The sequence below is a fragment of the Mesorhizobium sp. genome (assembly GCF_004962925.1).
Classification (GTDB): domain Bacteria; phylum Pseudomonadota; class Alphaproteobacteria; order Rhizobiales; family Rhizobiaceae; genus Mesorhizobium.
Map to the genome: position 1 here is coordinate 20,086 of NZ_SUEO01000031.1, position 19,331 is coordinate 39,416.

The following is a 19,331-nucleotide window of genomic DNA, read 5'->3' on the forward strand; positions in this document are numbered from 1 at the left end:
CCCGGCCCCTACGCCTCCGAATGCTTCAGTCAGCGCGTTTCTCCATCGCCTCGAGCGCATTGGCGAGGCGCTGTTCCTCGCCGTAGTAGCGGGCGCGCTCCCAGAAATGCGGACGACCGATGCCTGTCGACACGTGCTCGCCCAGCAGCCTGCCGTTCGCGTCCTCGCCTTTGATGTTGTAGAGGACGATGTCCTGCGTGATGATGACATCGCCCTCCATTCCGATCACCTCGGTGATGTGGGTGATACGCCGCGATCCGTCGCGCAGGCGTGCGGCTTGGATGATCACGTCCACGGAACCGACCACGATTTCGCGCACGGTTTTCTGCGGCAGCGTGTAGCCGCCCATCGCGATCATCGATTCGATACGGTTCAGGCATTCGCGCGGGCTGTTCGAGTGGATCGTGCCCATCGAGCCGTCATGACCGGTGTTCATCGCCTGCAGAAGATCGAACACTTCAGGTCCGCGCACTTCGCCGACGATGATGCGCTCGGGCCGCATGCGCAGGCAGTTCTTGACCAGGTCGCGCATGGTCACCTCGCCCTCGCCCTCGAGGTTGGGCGGGCGGGTTTCCAGACGCACGACATGCGGCTGCTGCAATTGCAGCTCGGCCGAGTCCTCGCAGGTGATGACGCGTTCCTCGCGGTCGATATAGTTGGTCAGGCAGTTGAGCAGCGTCGTCTTGCCCGAGCCGGTGCCGCCCGAAATGACGATGTTGCAGCGAACGCGGCCGATGATCTTGAGAATCTCGGCGCCATGCGGCGAAATGGCACCGAACTTGACCAGCTGATCGAGCGTCAGCTTGTCCTTTTTGAACTTGCGGATGGTGAGCGCGGTGCCGTCGATGGCGAGCGGCGGCGCGATGACGTTGACGCGGGAACCATCGGGAAGGCGTGCGTCGCAGATCGGGCTCGATTCATCGACGCGGCGGCCAACCTGGCTGACGATGCGCTGACAGATGTTGAGAAGCTGCTGGTTATCGCGGAAACGAATTCCGGTCTGCTCGACCTTCCCGTTGACCTCGATGTAGACGTCCTTGGAACCGTTGACCATGATATCGGCGATGTCGTCGCGGGCGAGCAATGGCTCCAGAGGCCCGTAACCCAGGACGTCATTGCAGATGTCGTCGAGCAGTTCTTCCTGTTCGGCGATCGACATCGCAAAATTCTTGATCGCGATGATGTCGTTGACGATGTCGCGGATTTCTTCGCGCGCGCTTTCGGGGTCGAGCTTGGCGAGCTGCGACAGGTCGATCGTGTCGATGAGCGCGGCGAAGACCTGGCTCTTGGTGTCGTAGTAGGCTTCGCTCTTTTCGCGCTGGATCCTTTTCGGCTCCGGTGCCAGTGGCGGCGCCTCGACAGCGCGGCGCGCGAGCGGGGCCGCAGACGTGCCAAGCAGTGGCGGCGCGGGTTTGGCAAGAACCGACGTTTCCGCAGGGTTTGCCGCCGCCGGCGCGGCAGGCGCAGGTGCCGGCTGACGGAATTCCGGGGTGAACCGGCTGCCGTCGTCGCTACCTCTTTTACCAAACATGATCGACTACCAATTCCGCTACGAAAGCATCACTTCTTGCTGCGCGAGAGCTTGCCAAGGAGATTGCCCAGGCCTGCTTTCTTTCTCACCTTGATTTCGCTGCGCCCGGTCAGCACATGCGCAATCTCGTTGACCATACCGACGACCTGGTTCTTGGCATCCATTTCACCGAGCATGCGCCCATTATTGGCGGCATTTCCGAACAGCAGCGGCTCGAAAGGAATCACCGACATCGGCGACAGGCCGAGCGAGTCGGCGAAGTCGGATGACGCAATCTCCGGGCGCTTTGGCACGCCTGCCTGATTGATGATCAGCTTGGGCGGCGGATCATTCGGGCGAAGCCGTTTGAACATGTCGACGAGATTCTTGGTGTTGCGCAGATTGGCCAGCTCCGGCGTCGCTGTGATCACGATCTCGTCGGCCTTGACCAGCGTGTTCTTGGTCCAGCCTGTCCAGATGTGCGGGACATCGAGCACCAGAAGCGGCACACTGCGCTGGGCCGTGTCGATAAGCTGCATGAAGGCGTCGGGATCGAAATCGTAGACCCGGTCGAGCGTTGAAGGCGCTGCAAGCAGCGACAGGTGCTCGGCGCACTGGGCAAGCAGCCGGTCGAGGTAGACCTCGTCGACGCGCTCCGGTGAGAAGACGGCCTCGGCAATGCCTTGCGCCGGATCCTGATCGAAATTGATGTTGGCCGTTCCGAAAGCCAGGTCAAGATCGGCGACGACCACTTCCGATTTGAACAGGGACGACATCGCCCAGGCCACATTGTGGGCAATGGTCGAGGACCCGACGCCGCCCTTGGCGCCGATGAAGGCGATCGAGCGGCCGATCGGCTCGGCCTCCGGATCAACGAAAATCGACGATATCACGCTGACGATGTCGGCCATCGACACCGGCGCGATGACATATTCGGAAATGCCGGAGCGGATGAGCTCGCGGTAAAGGCCGACATCATTGTAGTGGCCGATGACCACGACCTTGGAGGTCGGATCGCAATATTCGGAGAGCTGCGTGAGTTGCTCGAGCAATTGCGTCGGCTCGCTGCGCGATTCCAGCAGGATCAGGTTCGGTGTCGGCGCCGATTGGTAGAATTCGATGGCGGTGGCGATGCCGCCCATATGGACCTTCAGATGGGCCTTCGCCATGCGGCGATCCTCGCCGGCGCGCTCGACCGGATTGGCAACGCCTTCGGTCTCGCAAAATGCCTGGATCGAAATGCGCGGAATCGGCCGCAACGCCTGCATGGCGGCGATATCCTGCTGCGAGGTTTCGCCGCCGTCCAGCCCTGCGTCGTAAGCAAGATTGCTCATTGTCAGTTCTTTCCGTGACCTGCGCGGCTCAAGCTCAATATTCCACTTCGGAATTGCCGAGGAACTCGTCCGAAATGCCTCTTTGGCGGTAGACGTCGATCACCTCGCCGCGATTTTCCGCATCGATATCGGATTGCTTGCGCGGCCCGATCAGATCGGCCGGGTTGGCCATCTGGGCGGCAAGATTATTCTGATAAGAGCAGCCGAAATCGGCGTAGTGCTTGTTTTCCGACGTCTCCAGCAGATCTTCAGGCCAGCGCCCGCATCTATCGGTCTGGGCCTTCACCGAGACATAGGCGACGCGGATCGGCGCGGACGCTTCGGCCGATAGCGACTGGTAGGCGGTCACGACGATCCGGTTGCGGCTGATGCCGCTTGCGATCGCAAGCCGGGCGAAATCGCGACCGGCTGCAGTCGCGGCGATCTCGTTGGCCGAACCGCTCGGGATCGAGATCGTCAGCGCCGGAGCGGCACTCTTGTCGTAGCCGTCCAGGAAACCCAGAAGCGTTGCGCGTTGAGAACCGGTCATCCCGCGATCGCCGGCGCCGACCGGAAGGTCGATCTTCTGGATCTTCTCAGCGATCACGATCGGATGCGTGGTGCGATAGTCGTCCGGAACAGCACCAACCGTGATGCTGTCCCGCTTGGCGCAGCCCGCCAGCAATGCCGCGACCGCGATCGCGAGGACCGGAATGGCCGGCCGGTAGATCCGCGAACGGCCGGGCCGCATCGCTGCGATGATCGTCCTTGGCTTCGATGCTGACTGAGACATGTCCGCTTCCCCGGTTACTTGTAGATGAAGCCGACAACGCCGTGGTAACGGCCGTTGGGCTTGTCGGTCTGCATGGTGCCGTAGACGCGATTGACACGGCCAAGGAACATGCCGGCGCCATCGCTGGCCGCGTTGAAATTGTCGTCCGGCTTGGCAAGCTCGTTGCGCGCCACCGGCTTTACCAGGTAGGGCGTGATGATGATGACGAGCTCGGTCTCGTTGCGGACGAAATCCCGGCTGCGGAAGAGAGCACCGAGCACTGGAATCTTGGTCAGACCAGGCAAGCCGTTGACGGCTTGCCTGAGATCGTCGCGGACAAGGCCGGCAATCATCATCGAGCCGCCCGAAGGCAGTTCCACTGTCGTGTCGGCCAAGCGTTTGCGGAGCGAGAGGGCGTTCATGCCGGGGCTTGTTACGCCCTCGGACAAAGATACTGATCCCTCCGTTGTCGGCTCAGAAACTGACGTCCTGACCTTCAGGCTGATGCGGCCAGGAGATAGCACCACCGGCTGGAATTCCAGGCCAATGCCGTATTCGATCTTCTCGACTGAATACGTCTTCAAACCGGTCTGGTTATCGTTTGATACGGCTTGGGAAACGCTGGTCACCATATTATATTCGCCGCCGACTTTGAAGGTCGCCTTCTCGCCGGATACGGCCGTCAATGTTGGCTCGGCCAGGGTTTTCATGACGCCTGACTGTTCCATGGCGTTGATGTAGGCCTGCAGCGTCGAGCTGCCGATAGCGAGGCCCGAGTTCGACAGCGACTTGCCTAAACCGGTGAAATTGTCGCTTACCGCACTCCAACTGATGCCATTGCTGCTGCCGTTGCCGACCATGTTGACGCCGAGCTGCTTCATCACCGAGCGGCTGACTTCGGCAACCGTCACCTTCAGCGTCACCTGGTCGTCACCGATGATCTGCAGCAGGTTGACGATCTTGCTGACGCGGCGCTCGGAATCCGGATTGTCGATGTCGACACCGGCTTCGGCCGAGCCGCCGGAGGCGGTCTGCGAATATTGTCCCGTGGTCGCTTCACCGCCGGACACGAAGATGGTGGCCAGATCGACCGCGCGTTTGGCATCCAGGGGAGTGTCCACGGTTCCGGTCAGGACGACGTTGTCGTTCAGCAATTCGACCGTGATGGTCGATGACGGGATGAAGCGCCTGATATAGTCTTCCAGCCCGGCGACGTCGCGTTCGACTGCCAGATCCAGGCTGACGATCTGTTCGCCATTGGGGCCGAAGACGAAGATGTTGGTGTCGCCCACCGCCTTTCCGAACAGATAGATGCGCCGGGCGGTGCGGGTCACCGCATCGGCAACCGCCGGGTTGGCGACGAGAATATCATAGGCATCGCTCGGCAGGTCGATGACCACCGATTTGTTGAGACCGAGCTTGACGCGCTGGGTGGCGGTCGAAGCCGACACCTCGGCGTTCCTGCCCGCCGCATTCGCCTCCACGACACCGTGCGCATTCGTTCCGAGAAGAAACAGGCCGATCGCCGCAGCCAGGGTGACCGGCAGTCCAGCGTGTAGCCTCATTGCCTTGCCCCCACTTCGGAAACTTCGCCCGACTTGATCAATCGCACTGTTCCGCGCCGCCCATTGCCGGAAACGAGATAGTCGGCCTCGCCCAGATTCTTCTCCTGGGTGTCGCTGACCGACCGCAGCGCCAATGTCAGGCGATCCGCCATCTGCTGGGCGACGGTGATGATTTCCGCCTGCTGCGGTGTCAGTTCCAGCGTGGCGGTCTGACCGACCCTGGTCCTCTTGCCTTCCTCGTCCTCCTGGATTGTCTGGTCGATTGCCAGGACGCGAATGTTCTTGAGGATGGTTTCTGTCGTAAAACCGCTGCCGCCATTCGCGGCATCGGCTCTGCGGGTCATGATCACGTCGACGAAATCGTTGGGAAGAATGAAGCCGCCGGCCGAGGTGTCGGCCGATACGGCTGTGGCGACGGCCCGCATGCCGGAGGGCAGGATGGACGACATGAAGCTCTGTCCCTCGCCGATCAGCTTGGAGCGCCGCAATGGCTCGCCGGCATACATCGCCACACGGGCGACACCGCCTTTCAGCTTCTCAAGCGCTTCGGGCTCCGCGGCGCGGGTTATGAAATTCGCGTTGATGCCGTCGGCCGGCCAGGACTGCCAGCTGATATTGTTCTCCAGCGGGCTGCCCATCGGAACGTCGCCGGACAGGACAAGCACGTCCTGCAGCGCGATTGCCGGCGCCGAGGGGCCGGAATCGACGATTTGAGGCGGCGGAGCCGCCACCATGTTTTTTGCAACATAGCCTGCGCCACCCGCCGCGGCCACCGCCACGCCTAGAATGATCAGTCGGGATGCTGGCATTTGTCCGAACCCCTTGGCAAACCACTTAGCCAAGCCGGACCTTGCAGCGGCAATCGTCAAAACAAGGTTAATATAATGCTTACGATCGTGATTAATTTAAGGTTTACATAAATTTGAAGCATCCGGTTCTGCCCGCAAAAAAGGCGGCCAGTCCGCCTGCTCCAACGCCAAATCGAAATAGTGGACGGCTGATCTGACGTGGGAAGCTTGGCGAGAGAATTAGACTGCCAGCCTTGCGAGTGCCCACGCCATCAACGGTGAATTCGGAAAGGTGAGCAGCCCGCCAATGCCGAGCGCTATGCCATAGGGTATGCCTGATGTCTCGTCGGCGAAGTGGCGCAAAAACGGATTGTGACTTGTAACGGCTGCAAGCGGCGATTTCCGATAGGCGAGGATGGCGAGCGTCAGCAGGCCGCCGATGAATGCCGAGGCCACGAGATATTCGACGAGATGGATGTTCAGCCCCATCCAGAGGGCCGTGGCGGCCAGCAGCTTGGCGTCTCCGCCTCCCATGCCGCCAAGCGCGAACAGGCCGAACGTCGCGGCGAGAACAAGGCCGCCGGCGGCAAAATGCCAGCCATAGGTTGCCCAGTCCATGCCCGTCAACGGTGCAACCAGGGCGAAGACAGCCACGAGCAGCACCGGCACGCGATTGGCGATCGTCATCGACAGCGTGTCGGAGATCGCGGCGAAAAGCATGCAGAACGGAAAGACAACGAAGATCAGGGCTTCAAGCATCGGGCGGCCTATGGTCAACTGGCTGGCCCAGCCTAGACATGTTCGATTAACGATTGATGAGGCCGGGAATTCAAAATCGCCTGACACAATGAATAAGGGCCGCCCAACAAGGCGGCCCTTGATCCGAAAAAGCGACCAACGTCGCTATTATCCGGCGTCATTCAGCGTAGAGGAAATATCCTTGAACTTCTGGTTGATGCTATTGCCCAGGGCGCCGGCACCGACCATGATGGCGAGCGCGATGAGGGCGGCGATCAGACCATATTCGATAGCGGTCGCGCCGGATTCGTCCTTCACAAAACGTGCAATGAGATTAGCCATTCGAGAGCTCCTACTCCAGATGTTACAGCAATTCCGTCAACTTCTCTTGGCGGCTGATCGGATGCTGCCAATCTATGGAGAAGCTCTTTCGATCGGCTTAATAAACAGCCTTACCGATTCCTTTCCCGCTTCGAAGGCATTGCGTGGTTAACCGTAAACTAAGTGACGCCCCGCGAACCCGACAGGCACGTCAACGGTGGTGAAAGCTGCAATTTGGCGATTTGAGAAAGGGGCGGTGCGCTCCAGGCGATCATGATTCCGATCCCGACATCACCACGGCTCCCATCCGCTTAACCGTTGGTTCACCAATCTCGTTCATGTTCCGTTGAGCAGTTCGCCGCCGTGGAGCGCTTCAATGACCGGGCCGAGATCGTCCTTTCCGATTGCTGCGCTTCTTGCCGCCACGGCCTTCGTCGTGCCGGCCAATGGCGCTGGCATCGAGGTTACGATGAACCAGGCGAAGATCGTCAAATTGTCGCGCGCCGCCGATACGATCGTCGTCGGCAATCCGGCGATCGCCGACGCCTCCGTGCAGGATGCTTCCACGATCGTGCTGACGGGCAAGGGCTTTGGCGTCACCAACCTCGTCGTCCTCGATCAAGAGGGCAGTCCGATCGTCGACGAGCAGATCACTGTCGTGCGGCAGGACGCGTCGTCGGTGCGCATCTATCGGCGTGCCGAAATACAGACCATGTCCTGCACGCCGTATTGCGAAAGCTCGTACAAGAGCGATGCGGAGAAAGCCTCGGAAGCCGAGATGAGCGCCGGCCGGTAAGCAACCGGGCCTCGTCTCGCTGAAATGCCGCTTCGGTTATCGGCCGCTTAAAACCTTTCCGTCGAATTTAACGATCATCCAAACTGCACCTCAATGGGTTTCCGCTAATGTTTCCTCCGACACCCCTTCAGGATCGGCAGCGACGGGACATGAGCAAAGCAGGACGAGCGAGCTTTTCCGCGCGATTCCTTGGTGACCGGCGCGGCAGCACGGCCATCGAATTCGCGATGCTTGCGGTGCCGTTTGCGCTCCTCGTCTTTGCCATCCTGGAGAGTTGCATTTCATTTGCCGGGCAGGAGGTGATGGCCAACGTCACCGACGACGTCGCGCGCCAGCTACGGACAGGGCAGATAAAGAGGGCCGACGTGACCGAGGCCAAGCTGAAGGCCATGATCTGCAGCCGGCTGGAGATCATGGTCGCCAAGGACTGCCCCGGATTACTGGTGGATCTGCGCGAATATCCGACCTTCGCCGATGCGGCTAAGGCGAGCTTCAAGATCCAGGACGGCGACATCGTGCTGACGCAAGGCACGAATGCAGAGACCTTCACAGTAGCCCCGGGCTTGGCCGCGTCGAAGAACATGCTGCGGGTTTTCTACAAATGGCCGGTCATGACCGATTTCATGGCCAAGTCGATGGCTAATCTCAACGAGGGCAAAACGCTGCATTTCGCATCCGTGACCTGGCAGAACGAGCCGTTCGACGACTGAACCGAGCCGTTGCGTGAGTGGGGAGAAGGACGAGGGCATGGGGCGTGCGGGGGCACATATGGGAATCACTGGGATCTGCACGAAAGTCATCCGGTTCTGCTGCGATCGCCGCGGCGTCGCGGCCGTTGAGTTTGCCTTCATCGTGCCTGTCCTGCTGATCATGTACTTCATGACCATGGAAGCCTCGCAAGCCATCGAGACCAGCAAGAAGGTCAGCCGCATCGGCAGCATGGTGGCGGATCTGGTCACCCAGCAGGAGATAATCTCCGCCGCCGATCTCGATGCGATCATGAAGATCGGCAACTCCACCCTTCAGCCCTACAACCGCTCGACCCCGAAGATCGTCATCACCGCGATAAAGGTCACCAACGAAACGCCGCCGAAGGTGTTGGTCGAGTGGTCACGCAAGATGGTTGGCGATGCCTTTAGCGCCGACGCCGCCAAGGACTCCGTCACCACGGTTCCAAAAGCGCTTGAGATCAAGGACACCTTTCTTATTCGCGTCGAAAGCAATCTTGCATACGAGCCGATCATCACCTGGTCGGCGGACAGTGAAAAGCGGCTTGGGTTGAGCTCGGTCTTCAACAAGATATCGATGGGCGAAACATATTATCTCAGGCCCCGCAGGAGCCTGACGATTCCTTGCGGCTCCTGCTGAAACAACCGCGGGCAGAGCGGCGGACTCTCAAATCGAGCCGCACCGCCGCTCCCTTTTCTGCGCTCGGATTGACCTAGAACCGGTCTTCATTTTTTGGTCCGATGCTCCGACGCCGGTTGCTATTGCTGTCGACCGTTGCCTGACACCAGGCGCACGATCGCCGCGGCCATCGCGTAGTCCTTCGGGCTGACGACGGCGAAGCCGCCGGAATGTTTCGATTCCAGAAGATCGTAGATATCCGGCGACATCGATCTGAATTGATGAGGAACACGGTGAGCCGCCGTTTGGCTTCGGGGTCGAGATCGCTGCGGACGGCATGGGGACCATATCGCAGCACGCCTGACGCCCACACGACCCGAAGTGCTGCTTTCGAAATCCCTGCCATTTCCAGCCTGGCCACCGTGCCGTCCGGAACATGCGGCTGGCCATCGGCCATCGCCGGCATCCAGCCGAACAGGGCATCGGCCTCGCCATTGACCAGCATCGTTTCAGCCGCCGCAGCCGAACTGGCGTGCGTCAGAAATGGTGCGTTCCCGGCGACCTTGAAGCCTTCGGCGGCCAGCCCGGCAAGTGGCAAGAGAGAACCGCCGACGCTGTCCGCAGGCGCCATGGCGACCCGATGTGCTTCCATCGCGGCCAGATCCGGGACCTTGCCGTCCCGCGTCAGCAAGACGGAGCGGATGCCGACCGCGCCGTCGGAATCGACAGGCGCGACAAGAGGCTCGACGCATTCGCAACGTTCGGATGCGGTGGCGTAGGCGGTCGCCGAATAGACCGCATATTCGATGTGGGCATTGGCCTGCGCCTCGATCAGCGCCGCGTAGTCGCGGGCAACGACAAACTCCACCTTCATGCCGAGCGCCTTGGTGTAGGCATCCGCCAACAGCTCCAGACCCGGAACGGTGTTGCCGGCGCCGGCCTCGGCAACGATGCCGACACGAAACGTGCCGATGTCGTCCCGCCAATCGGCGCGCGCCGGGTTTGACCAGGATGCGCCCAGCATCGTCATGATTGCTACGGAGGCCTTCAAGCCATGCCTCATGTGAGCCCCCGCTCTCGCATTTCATCGATCCATGCCCATGCCGGCATTTCGCCGCATCTCAACTATCGCGCCAAGCCATCTGGTTCCGAATTGCCAATGGCGCCGCGGAACCCTATGTCTGGGCGGACAGACAGACAATAATAATGAACCCTGCAATGGCGCGCGCCTTCCTTTTCGTTCTCGATTCCTTCGGCATCGGCGGCGCGGCCGACGCCGAGCGCTATGGCGACACCGGTTCCAACACGTTCGGACACATCGCTAGAGCCTGTGCGGAAGGCCGCGCGGATCGCCATGGGCTGCGCAAAGGACCGCTTTCCATACCCAACATGCTCTCGCTCGGTCTGGGCCACGCGGCGAGAACCGCGACAGGATTCAGCATCGACAGCAGCGCCAAGGCCCAGCTCGCCTCCGCCTTCCATGGCGCGGCCCAAGAGATTTCGAGCGGCAAGGACACGCCATCGGGCCATTGGGAAATCGCCGCCTTGCCAGTCCGCTTCGACTGGGGCTATTTCCCGGACACGGTTCCCGCCTTTCCAGCCGAGCTGACCGAAGCGATCATCAGCGAAGGAGAGGTGCCGGGCATTCTCGGAAATTGCCATGCTCCGGGTACCGAGATCATCGAACAGTTCGGCGAGGAGCATATCCGTACCGGCAAGCCGATTTGCTACACTTCGGTCGACTCCGTCCTGCAGATCGCCGCGCATGAAGTTCACTTCGGCCTGGAACGGCTCTACGAATTCTGCAAGGTGGTGCGCAGGCTGGTCGATCCGCTGAGCATCGGACGGGTGATTGCGCGACCTTTCATCGGGGAAACCGCCGCCAGCTTCGAACGGACGCACAACCGCCGGGACTATTCGGTGCCGCCGCCCGAACCAACCCTGCTCGACCGGCTGACGGCGCGCGGCAGCCGGGTCATCGCCGTCGGCAAGATCGGCGACATCTTCGCCCATCGCGGCATTTCGGAAGTGCGCAAGGCCGCCGGCAACATGGCGATGTTCGACAAGGCGCTCGGCGCGATGGATGACGCGGGCGACGGCGATCTCGTCTTCGCCAATTTCGTCGACTTCGACACCGAGTTCGGCCATCGGCGCGACGTTGCCGGGTATGCCGCCGCGCTCGAGGCGTTCGACCGGCGGCTGCCGGAGGCGCTTGCACGGCTGAGGCACGGCGACCTTCTCATCCTCACGGCCGACCATGGCAACGATCCGACCTGGCACGGCACCGATCATACGCGCGAACGCATTCCGGTGATCGGCACGGGACCAGGTTTTGGCGGCGACATTGGGCTCAGAACGACGTTCGCCGACATCGGTGAAACCGTCGCCGAGCATCTTGGGCTGGCACGCGGCCGCCACGGCACCTCCTTCTATGCAGCGATAGGCGGCCATGCCTGAATTGCCTGAGGTCGAAACGGTCCGGCGTGGCCTGCAGCCGGTCCTGGAAGGCGCCCGCATCGCACGCGTCGAGGCGCGCCGGCCCGATCTGCGCTTTCCGTTTCCTGAAAAATTCTCGGAGAGGCTGACCGGCAAGACGATTACGGCACTCGGTCGCCGGGCCAAATACCTGACAATGGATCTGGAAGACGGCCCGGTGCTGATCTGCCATCTCGGCATGTCTGGTTCGTTCCGGATCGAAATGTCCGATGACGGCGAAATGCCCGATAACAGCGAAATGTTGGGCGCATTTTATCACGAGCGCTCGAAAAACGCGGTGCACGACCATGTCGTCTTCCATGTTGTCTCGCCCGAAGGCGTGCGGTCGCGCGTGATCTTCAACGACCCGCGTCGTTTCGGCTTCATGCTGTTTTCGGAAGGGGCGCCCGGCACACATCCGATGCTGGCAGGGCTGGGCGTCGAGCCGACAGGCAATGCGTTGGACGGCGGGCTGCTCGCCTCGCTGCTGAAAGGCCGGAGGTCGCCGCTGAAGGCGGCCCTTCTCGATCAGCGGCTGATCGCTGGGCTCGGCAATATCTATGTGTCGGAGGCCCTGTGGCGCGCCAGGCTGTCGCCGTTGCGCGAGGCGGGCACAATCGCAAAGCCTGGAAAGAAGGCCAGACAGCAGAGCGACGCCTTGGCCGAAGCAATCCGCGCGGTGATCGCTGATGCGATCGCCGCCGGGGGATCGTCGCTGCGCGACTATGTGCAGACCGACGGGTCCCTGGGCTATTTCCAGCATTCCTTCGCGGTCTACGATCGCGAGGGCGAACCCTGCTCCAAGCGCGGCTGCGGAGGCCACATAGAGCGCGTCGTGCAAAGCGGGCGTTCCACCTTCTATTGCCGGACTTGTCAGTTGTGAGCCAGCCTGGATACCGTGTGTGAGCTGGACGCCAGATGTAAGGTAGATGACCGAGCGAGGAGATACAGTCATGGCCTATGAAACGATCATCGTGGAAACCCGCGGCAAGGTCGGGCTGATCACGCTGAACCGGCCGAAGGCGCTCAATGCGCTGAACTCCCAAATCCTGGCGGAAGTGGTCGCGGCCGTGAACGGCTTCTGCGCGAATGCCGACATCGGCGCGATGGTCATCACCGGTTCCGAAAAGGCCTTCGCGGCAGGTGCGGACATCAAGGAAATGCAGGCGATCTCCTTTGTCGACGCCTATGTGCAGGATTTCTTTGTCGGCTGGGAAGAGTTCACCCGGGCGCGCAAGCCTGTAATCGCAGCGGTGGCCGGCTATGCGCTCGGCGGCGGCTGCGAACTGGCGATGATGTGCGATTTCATCATCGCCGCCGACAATGCCAAGTTCGGCCAGCCTGAGATCACGCTCGGCGTCATGCCGGGCATGGGCGGATCACAGCGCCTAACCCGCTTCGTCGGCAAGTCGAAGGCGATGGACATGTGCCTGACCGGACGGATGATGGATGCCGCGGAGGCCGAGCGTTGCGGCCTGGTGTCGCGCGTCGTACCTGCCGGCGAGCTGATCGAGGAGGCGTTGAAGGCGGCGGCCAAGATAGCCGATTTTTCGCTGCCGTCGGTGATGATGGTGAAAGAGGCCGTCAACCGCGCCTATGAAACGACACTGGCCGAAGGGCTGCGGTTCGAGCGCCGGCTTTTTCACTCCCTGTTTGCGCTCGACGACCAGAAGGAAGGCATGGCCGCCTTTGCCGAGAAGCGGAAGCCGAATTTCACGAACCGGTAGATCGTGACGGCAGCGGCCAAAAAGAAGGCGAAGCAGCGTTGACGCGCCGGAAAAGCTGAACTATAAGCCGCACCAACCGAGGCGGCCCTGTGGCTGCCCGTTTGTTTTTTGCGCCCTGCGGCATCCCGCATGCGCCCACCAGATCAGAAGAGAGGCATCATGGCCAATACCTCCTCGGCCAAAAAGGCAACGCGCAAGATCGCCCGTCGCACGGCGATGAACAAGAACCGCCGCTCGCGCGTGCGGACCTATATCCGCCAGGTCGAAGAGGCGCTCGCCGCGGGCGACAAGGCTGCCGCGCAGGCTGCTTTCAAGGTGGCGGAACCGGAATTGATGCGCGCCGCGACCAAGGGCGTGGTGCACAAGAATACGGCATCCCGTAAGGTGTCGCGTCTGGCCCAGCGGCTCAAGGTGCTGTCGGCCTGATATACTTTTCCAGAACTGATCTTCTTTAAGCCCGGCCGCTCGCGCCGGGTTTTTTCGTTTGCCGGCAAGTACTTAAAAAGAATGCTCGCAAACCGCACCTCCGCGCGAACTTCAATGTTCGAAATGCTTTGCCGGCATATACATGCCTGCTGATATTCGAGGCCGCTGAAAGCCCCCGCGACGGAAATATCGGCTGTCAGAAACTATCCTTACTTTTCAATAGCTTATAGACGGTCCATCCACAGCTTGTTCACATCGCGTGCGGGGGATGGGGGACAATTGCCTGTCAAGAAAATTATTTCATAAAATTTCGCGCGGTGTGGCCTTTTTCATATTCGCCGGAAAAGGGTTTGAATCACAATGGCTTTGTCAAAATACGCCCGTGCAACACAGGGTTCGAACCCGTCTGGGGTAACCACATTCCTTAAAAATCCGTTAGTCGTGGCCTTGCCCTATCCACAACGATTTCGTTAATGTCGGTCTATCGAGAGGGACGGGCCTGTTGGCCCTTAACCCAGCCTGAATCGGCCAGCAAAAAAGTGGCGGAATTCATGACGTGGATCATTTCCGCGTCGGGTTTGGTTTGTCTTTTTCGATACGGTAGGGGATTGGTGTAACTGTATATGGCAGGTCAGTGGCGCCGGCGTTTTCGCCGGACGGCATTGTATTGCTTGCCCTGACATGTCCAAACGGGCTGGTTCTGAGGAGCCGGCGCCGGTCCCCTGACAACGAGGCGACTTCATCTGCCGGCGGCGGCGGTGGTGTCGCAGCGAAGACACGGTCGCCGGAAACATGGATGCAGGAGGCGTATCCCCGGCGGAAAAAGGTACAAAAGGACAAGGAACTCGATCATGCAGAGCGGCATCGAAAGGGAGCTTACGGGCGACCTCCCATTCCCTGGAACCTTAACCGGAGGGGACACTATGTCGGCTTCCAACGACGCGGAACAGAAGTTCGACCGGGTCAAGGCCCAGTTGAAGGCGCGTCTGGGAACCGAAGTCTATTCGAGTTGGTTCGGGCGCATGAAGGTCGCCGAAGCCTCCCGGGGCATTGTTCGCATCTCCGTGCCCACCGCCTTCCTGCGCTCGTGGATCAACGGCCACTACCTCGACCTCATCGCAGAGCTGTGGAAACACGAGGATCCCGAAATCCTCAAGATCGAGATCGTCGTGCGCACCGCTACCCGCCCGGGGCGCAATGGCGTCGAGCCCGAACTGGCCCCGGCGCGCAAGATGACAAGGCAATCGCAAACGGCGCTGGCCGCTGGAACAGCGGTGCCCGGCAGGGCGGAGCGGATGCCGGCACCCCGCCCGGGAATGCCTGCAGAGACCGAGTTCAGGCACAATGTGCTCGGTTCGCCGCTTGACCCGCGCTACACGTTCGGCTCCTTCATCGAGGGACCGTCGAACCGGGTGGCCTTCGCCGCCGCCAAGGCGGTGGCGGAATCGCAGTCGAGCGCGGTGCGCTTCAATCCGCTCTTTCTTCACGCGACGGTGGGGCTGGGCAAGACGCACCTGTTGCAGGCGATCGCGGCGGAATCGCTGAAGCAGAATCCAAAGTCGCGCGTCGTCTATCTCACGGCCGAATATTTCATGTGGCGGTTCGCCACCGCGATCCGCGACAACAATGCGCTGACGCTGAAGGAGCAGTTGCGCGACATCGACCTCCTCATCATCGACGACATGCAGTTCCTGCAAGGCAAGTCGATCCAGCATGAATTCTGCCATCTGATCAACATGCTGCTCGACAGCGCCAAGCAGGTGGTGGTTGCCGCCGACCGGCCGCCGTCGGAATTGGAATCGCTGGAGCCTCGCGTCCGCTCGCGCCTCAACGGCGGCGTCGCGCTCGAAATGTCGGCGCCGGATTTCGCCATGCGCATCGGCATGCTCAAGCTGCGCCTTGCCACCGCAAAGGCCGACGATGCATCGCTCGACATCTCGGAGGAGATCCTCAACCATGTCGCTCGCACGGTGACCGGCAGCGGACGCGAACTCGAAGGTGCGTTCAACCAGCTTCTGTTTCGTCAGTCGTTCGAACCGCAGATCACCATCGATCGCATCGACGAGATCCTCGGCCACATCTATCGTTCGGGCGAGCCGAAGCGGGTGCGCATCGAGGACATCCAGCGCATCGTCGCGCGTCACTACAATGTTTCGAAGACCGAACTTCTGTCCAACCGGCGCACGCGTACGATCGTCAAGCCGCGGCAGGTCGCCATGTACCTGTCGAAGGTGATGACACCGCGCTCGTTGCCGGAGATCGGACGGCGTTTCGGTGGCCGCGACCACACGACGGTGCTGCATGCCGTGCGCAAGATCGAGGATCTTTCGGGCGTCGACAACACGCTGGCGCAAGAGCTCGAACTGCTGAGAAGACTGATCAACGATCAAGCCTGACCGGCCCGAAAAACAAAAGCGTGTCGCGTTTGGGTGGCTGCGACGTGCTTGAAATCTTTGTTTTTATGCATGTCGTTGCCCCAAAACCGCTGCGCACTTTTGGGCGACAAGCATTGGCTTACGGACTTCGCCAGCTTTATCCCCAGAAAGCCCGCGTAACCGGCTCGAACCGGTAGCGCGGGCTTGCGCTTGCGGGGTTTTTCCTATCAGTTTATGCAGATTCTGAGCCTGTTCAGACCTTTCGCGGGGCACCGCTTGCCGGAGAACCCGTTCATTCATTCAAGCGAGCCTGTTTCGTCATGCGTGTTATCTTGGAACGGTCAAATCTCCTGAAGTCGCTCAACCACGTTCATCGCGTGGTCGAGCGGCGCAACACCATACCGATCCTGTCGAACGTGCTGCTGAGCGCCGAAGGCGCCGCCCTCGAGATGAAGGCGACCGACCTCGATCTGGAGGTGACCGAAGCCACGCCTGCCAAGGTCGAGCGCGGCGGGGCGACGACGGTTCCGGCGCATCTGCTCTACGACATCGTGCGCAAACTCGCCGACGGCGCGGAGGTCATGCTGAAGACCGACGAGGACGGCAACGCCATGACGGTGACCTCGGGCCGCTCGAGCTTCCGTCTCCAATGCCTGCCGCAATCCGATTTTCCGGAGCTTTCGGCCGGATCATTCTCGCATATCTTCCGGCTCGATTCGGTTGCGCTGAAGGGCCTGATCGAGAAGACCCAATTCGCCATCTCCACCGAAGAGACGCGCTATTACCTGAACGGCATCTATCTGCACACGCATGATGCCGACGGCAAGCTGAAGCTGCGCTCGGTAGCGACCGACGGACATCGGCTGGCGCGAGCCGAGATCGACGCGCCGGCAGGATCCGAGGGCATGCCGGGCATCATCATTCCGCGCAAGACGGTCAGCGAGCTGCAAAAGCTTGTCGATGACCCTGATATCGCGGTGACCACCGAATTGTCCGACACCAAGATCCGCTTCACCATCGGCAGTGTCGTTTTGACATCGAAGCTGATCGACGGCACCTTCCCGGACTATCAGCGGGTCATCCCCACCGGTAACGACAAGAAGCTGATCATCGACCGTCAGAGTTTCGCCGCCGCTGTCGACCGCGTCTCGACCATTTCTTCCGAGCGCGGCCGAGCGGTGAAGCTTTCGATTGGAGAAGGCCAGGTCACGCTTGCGGTCAACAATCCGGATTCGGGTAGCGCCACCGAGGAACTGGCCGCGGATTATTCGTCCGACGCGATCGAAATCGGCTTCAACGCCAAATATCTGCTCGACGTCGCGGCCCAGTTGACGGGCACTGAGGCAAAATTCATGCTGGCGGATGCCGGTTCGCCGACGCTGATCCACGACATGGCCGACGAAACCACGCTCTACGTGCTGATGCCGATGCGGGTATAGGCCCGAAAGAAGCCATCTTGCTGTCATGACCGGAGTTGCGAATCCGTCTGAGCGCGACCAGCAGCAGACCTATATAAGTAAGCTGTCGCTTACGAATTTCCGCAATTACGCAACCCTGTCGATCGACCTCGACCCCGGCGCGGTGGTTTTTTCCGGCGACAATGGCGCCGGCAAAACCAATCTGCTGGAAGCGATTTCCCTGCTGACACCGGGGCGTGGCCTACGCCGTGCACCTTATGCCGACGTGGCACGCGAAGGCGGCGACGGCGGCTTTGCCCTCCATGCCCGGCTCGATGGGCCGGATGGCCCGGTCGAGATCGGCACCGGCATTGCAGGCGGCGATACAGCCGGCGAGGGCGGCCGGCGCGTGCGGATCAATGGCGCGGCAGCGCGCTCGGCGGAGGACATGCTGGAGTGGCTGCGCGTCGTCTGGCTGACACCGGCGATGGATGCATTGTTCACCGGGCCGGCCGCAGACCGCCGGCGTTTTCTCGACCGCCAGGTGCTGGCGATCGATCCCGGCCACGGCCAGCGCGCGCTCGACTACGAAAAAGCGATGCGCGGCCGCAATCGGCTGCTCGCCGAGGGCTCGCGTGACGGCGCCTGGTTCGATGCGATCGAGACGCAAATGGCCGAAACCGGTGTGGCGATTGCCGCAGCGCGTGCCGAACTGGTGCGTCTGCTTGCCGCGATGATCGACAGGTTGCCAAGTGCCGGACCATTTCCGCAAGCTGACATCGGCCTGTCAGGCGCATTGGAAAGCGAAGTCGGCACCTCCGCGGCTGTCGATGTCGAGGAGCGGTTCCGCCAAGCGCTTGCCGAAGGCCGCGACCGCGACCGCGCCGCCGGGCGCACCCTCGACGGCCCGCACCGTTCGGATCTCGTGGTGCGGCACCGGCCCAAGGCGATGCCGGCCGAACTCTGTTCGACCGGCGAGCAGAAGGCGCTGCTGGTCGGCATGGTCCTGTCGCATGCCCGGCTGACCGGCGAGATGTCGGGCATGACGCCGATCCTGCTGCTCGACGAGATCGCCGCACACCTCGACGGCGGCCGGCGTGCCGCGCTGTTCTCGATCCTGGAAGAGCTGAACTGCCAGGCTTTCATGACCGGAACCGATGCGGCGCTGTTTTCCAGTCTAAAGGGACGCGCGCAGTTCCTGACCGTCGATCACGGCACGGTTGGGCCAACCATTTGACTTCCTGGATATCGGTATACCAAAACTGCTGAGCACCCTCGGGTCAAGCCCGACGGCAGGCTTTTTGGGCGACATGCATTGACGCCTGACAAGGTTTTTCTCCCGCTATATGGTCGGACAATGATCACCATCGCGCTCACCGACGAAGAGCTTGAACGCTACGCCCGCCACATCGTGCTGCCCGAGATCGGTGGCGCCGGCCAGCAGCGACTGAAGCGTGCGCGGGTTCTGGTCATTGGCGCTGGCGGGCTGGGGGCGCCGGTGCTCGAATATCTTGCCGCCGCCGGCGTCGGCACGCTCGGCATCGTCGACGACGACAGCGTCTCGCTGTCAAACCTACAAAGACAGGTGATCCACGGCACCGAGACCGTCGGAATGGCGAAAACCGACAGTGCCAAAGCGGCGATTGCCCGCATCAATCCCAACGTCGCCGTGGAACTGCACAATCTCAGGCTGACGGCGGACAACGCCCCTGCTCTCGTCGCCCGCTATGACATCGTCGTCGACGGCTCCGACAATTTCGAAACACGCTATGCGGTGGCCG

At 61.3% G+C, this 19,331-nt stretch carries 18 protein-coding genes and 1 pseudogene; 11 read left to right on the forward strand and 8 right to left on the reverse strand.

Annotation, left to right across the window (positions count from 1 at the left end):
- Positions 1–25: 25 nt before the first annotated feature.
- From E5W87_RS09560 to E5W87_RS09590, 7 genes are all read right to left on the reverse strand, one after another.
- A complete protein-coding gene (locus E5W87_RS09560) occupies positions 26–1,531 on the reverse strand; it encodes a CpaF family protein (protein ID WP_292396389.1) in 1,506 nt (501 codons plus the stop codon).
- Positions 1,532–1,560: 29 nt separating this feature from the next.
- A complete protein-coding gene (locus tag E5W87_RS09565; RefSeq protein WP_292396391.1) occupies positions 1,561–2,844 on the reverse strand; it encodes a CpaE family protein in 1,284 nt (427 codons plus the stop codon).
- 34 nt (positions 2,845–2,878) lie between these two features.
- Positions 2,879–3,616, reverse strand: a complete 738-nt coding sequence (locus E5W87_RS09570) for a CpaD family pilus assembly protein (RefSeq protein WP_292396394.1) — start codon at positions 3,614–3,616, stop codon at positions 2,879–2,881.
- A gap of 14 nt (positions 3,617–3,630) precedes the next feature.
- Entirely contained in the window at positions 3,631–5,160 is a 1,530-nt protein-coding gene (locus tag E5W87_RS09575) for a type II and III secretion system protein family protein (RefSeq protein WP_292396395.1), read from the reverse strand.
- Complete coding sequence (gene cpaB, locus E5W87_RS09580; protein ID WP_292396397.1) at positions 5,157–5,969, reverse strand: Flp pilus assembly protein CpaB; 813 nt, start codon at positions 5,967–5,969, stop codon at positions 5,157–5,159. Before cpaB ends, E5W87_RS09575 begins: the two co-directional genes overlap by 4 nt.
- A gap of 219 nt (positions 5,970–6,188) precedes the next feature.
- On the reverse strand, positions 6,189–6,707 hold the full coding sequence (locus tag E5W87_RS09585; RefSeq protein WP_292396399.1) for a prepilin peptidase: 519 nt from the start codon (positions 6,705–6,707) through the stop codon (positions 6,189–6,191).
- 147 nt (positions 6,708–6,854) lie between these two features.
- The gene (locus tag E5W87_RS09590; protein ID WP_292396401.1) at positions 6,855–7,028 is read right to left on the reverse strand and encodes a Flp family type IVb pilin; all 174 of its coding nucleotides are present in this window, start codon (positions 7,026–7,028) and stop codon (positions 6,855–6,857) included.
- 355 nt (positions 7,029–7,383) lie between these two features.
- On the opposite strand from E5W87_RS09590, the gene E5W87_RS09595 reads away from it, so the two are divergent.
- The 3 genes from E5W87_RS09595 to E5W87_RS09605 all read left to right on the forward strand — a co-directional run bounded on the left by E5W87_RS09595 (position 7,384) and on the right by E5W87_RS09605 (position 9,171).
- Positions 7,384–7,803: a pilus assembly protein N-terminal domain-containing protein gene (locus E5W87_RS09595; protein WP_292396403.1), complete on the forward strand. Its 420-nt coding sequence runs from the start codon at positions 7,384–7,386 to the stop codon at positions 7,801–7,803.
- A gap of 149 nt (positions 7,804–7,952) precedes the next feature.
- A complete protein-coding gene (locus E5W87_RS09600; RefSeq protein ID WP_292396405.1) occupies positions 7,953–8,513 on the forward strand; it encodes a TadE/TadG family type IV pilus assembly protein in 561 nt (186 codons plus the stop codon).
- A 37-nt stretch (positions 8,514–8,550) separates the two neighbouring features.
- Positions 8,551–9,171, forward strand: coding sequence for a TadE/TadG family type IV pilus assembly protein (locus E5W87_RS09605; protein WP_292396419.1), 621 nt, complete (start codon positions 8,551–8,553; stop codon positions 9,169–9,171).
- Positions 9,172–9,290: 119 nt separating this feature from the next.
- Here the strand turns inward: E5W87_RS09605 and E5W87_RS09610 are convergent.
- Positions 9,291–10,213: pseudogene (locus E5W87_RS09610) on the reverse strand (phosphate/phosphite/phosphonate ABC transporter substrate-binding protein).
- Between the two features lie 155 nt (positions 10,214–10,368).
- Here E5W87_RS09610 and E5W87_RS09615 point away from each other — a divergent pair.
- The 8 genes from E5W87_RS09615 to E5W87_RS09650 form a co-directional block, all read left to right on the forward strand.
- A complete protein-coding gene (locus E5W87_RS09615) occupies positions 10,369–11,607 on the forward strand; it encodes a phosphopentomutase (protein ID WP_292396421.1) in 1,239 nt (412 codons plus the stop codon).
- The gene (mutM, locus tag E5W87_RS09620; protein WP_292396407.1) at positions 11,600–12,508 is read left to right on the forward strand and encodes a bifunctional DNA-formamidopyrimidine glycosylase/DNA-(apurinic or apyrimidinic site) lyase; all 909 of its coding nucleotides are present in this window, start codon (positions 11,600–11,602) and stop codon (positions 12,506–12,508) included. The genes E5W87_RS09615 and mutM overlap by 8 nt, the downstream gene beginning before the upstream one ends.
- A gap of 70 nt (positions 12,509–12,578) precedes the next feature.
- A complete protein-coding gene (locus E5W87_RS09625) occupies positions 12,579–13,352 on the forward strand; it encodes an enoyl-CoA hydratase (RefSeq protein ID WP_292396409.1) in 774 nt (257 codons plus the stop codon).
- A gap of 159 nt (positions 13,353–13,511) precedes the next feature.
- Positions 13,512–13,778, forward strand: a complete 267-nt coding sequence (gene rpsT / locus E5W87_RS09630) for a 30S ribosomal protein S20 (RefSeq protein ID WP_292396411.1) — start codon at positions 13,512–13,514, stop codon at positions 13,776–13,778.
- Between the two features lie 923 nt (positions 13,779–14,701).
- Complete coding sequence (gene dnaA, locus E5W87_RS09635; RefSeq protein WP_292396413.1) at positions 14,702–16,174, forward strand: chromosomal replication initiator protein DnaA; 1,473 nt, start codon at positions 14,702–14,704, stop codon at positions 16,172–16,174.
- A gap of 299 nt (positions 16,175–16,473) precedes the next feature.
- Positions 16,474–17,592 carry a DNA polymerase III subunit beta gene (dnaN, locus tag E5W87_RS09640; RefSeq protein ID WP_292218687.1) on the forward strand — a complete coding sequence of 373 codons (1,119 nt, stop codon included), beginning with the start codon at positions 16,474–16,476 and terminating at the stop codon, positions 17,590–17,592.
- Positions 17,593–17,617: 25 nt separating this feature from the next.
- Positions 17,618–18,787 carry a DNA replication/repair protein RecF gene (gene recF / locus E5W87_RS09645; protein ID WP_292396415.1) on the forward strand — a complete coding sequence of 390 codons (1,170 nt, stop codon included), beginning with the start codon at positions 17,618–17,620 and terminating at the stop codon, positions 18,785–18,787.
- A gap of 120 nt (positions 18,788–18,907) precedes the next feature.
- The coding region (locus E5W87_RS09650) for a ThiF family adenylyltransferase (protein WP_292396417.1) at positions 18,908–19,331 on the forward strand (424 nt) is incomplete at its 3' end.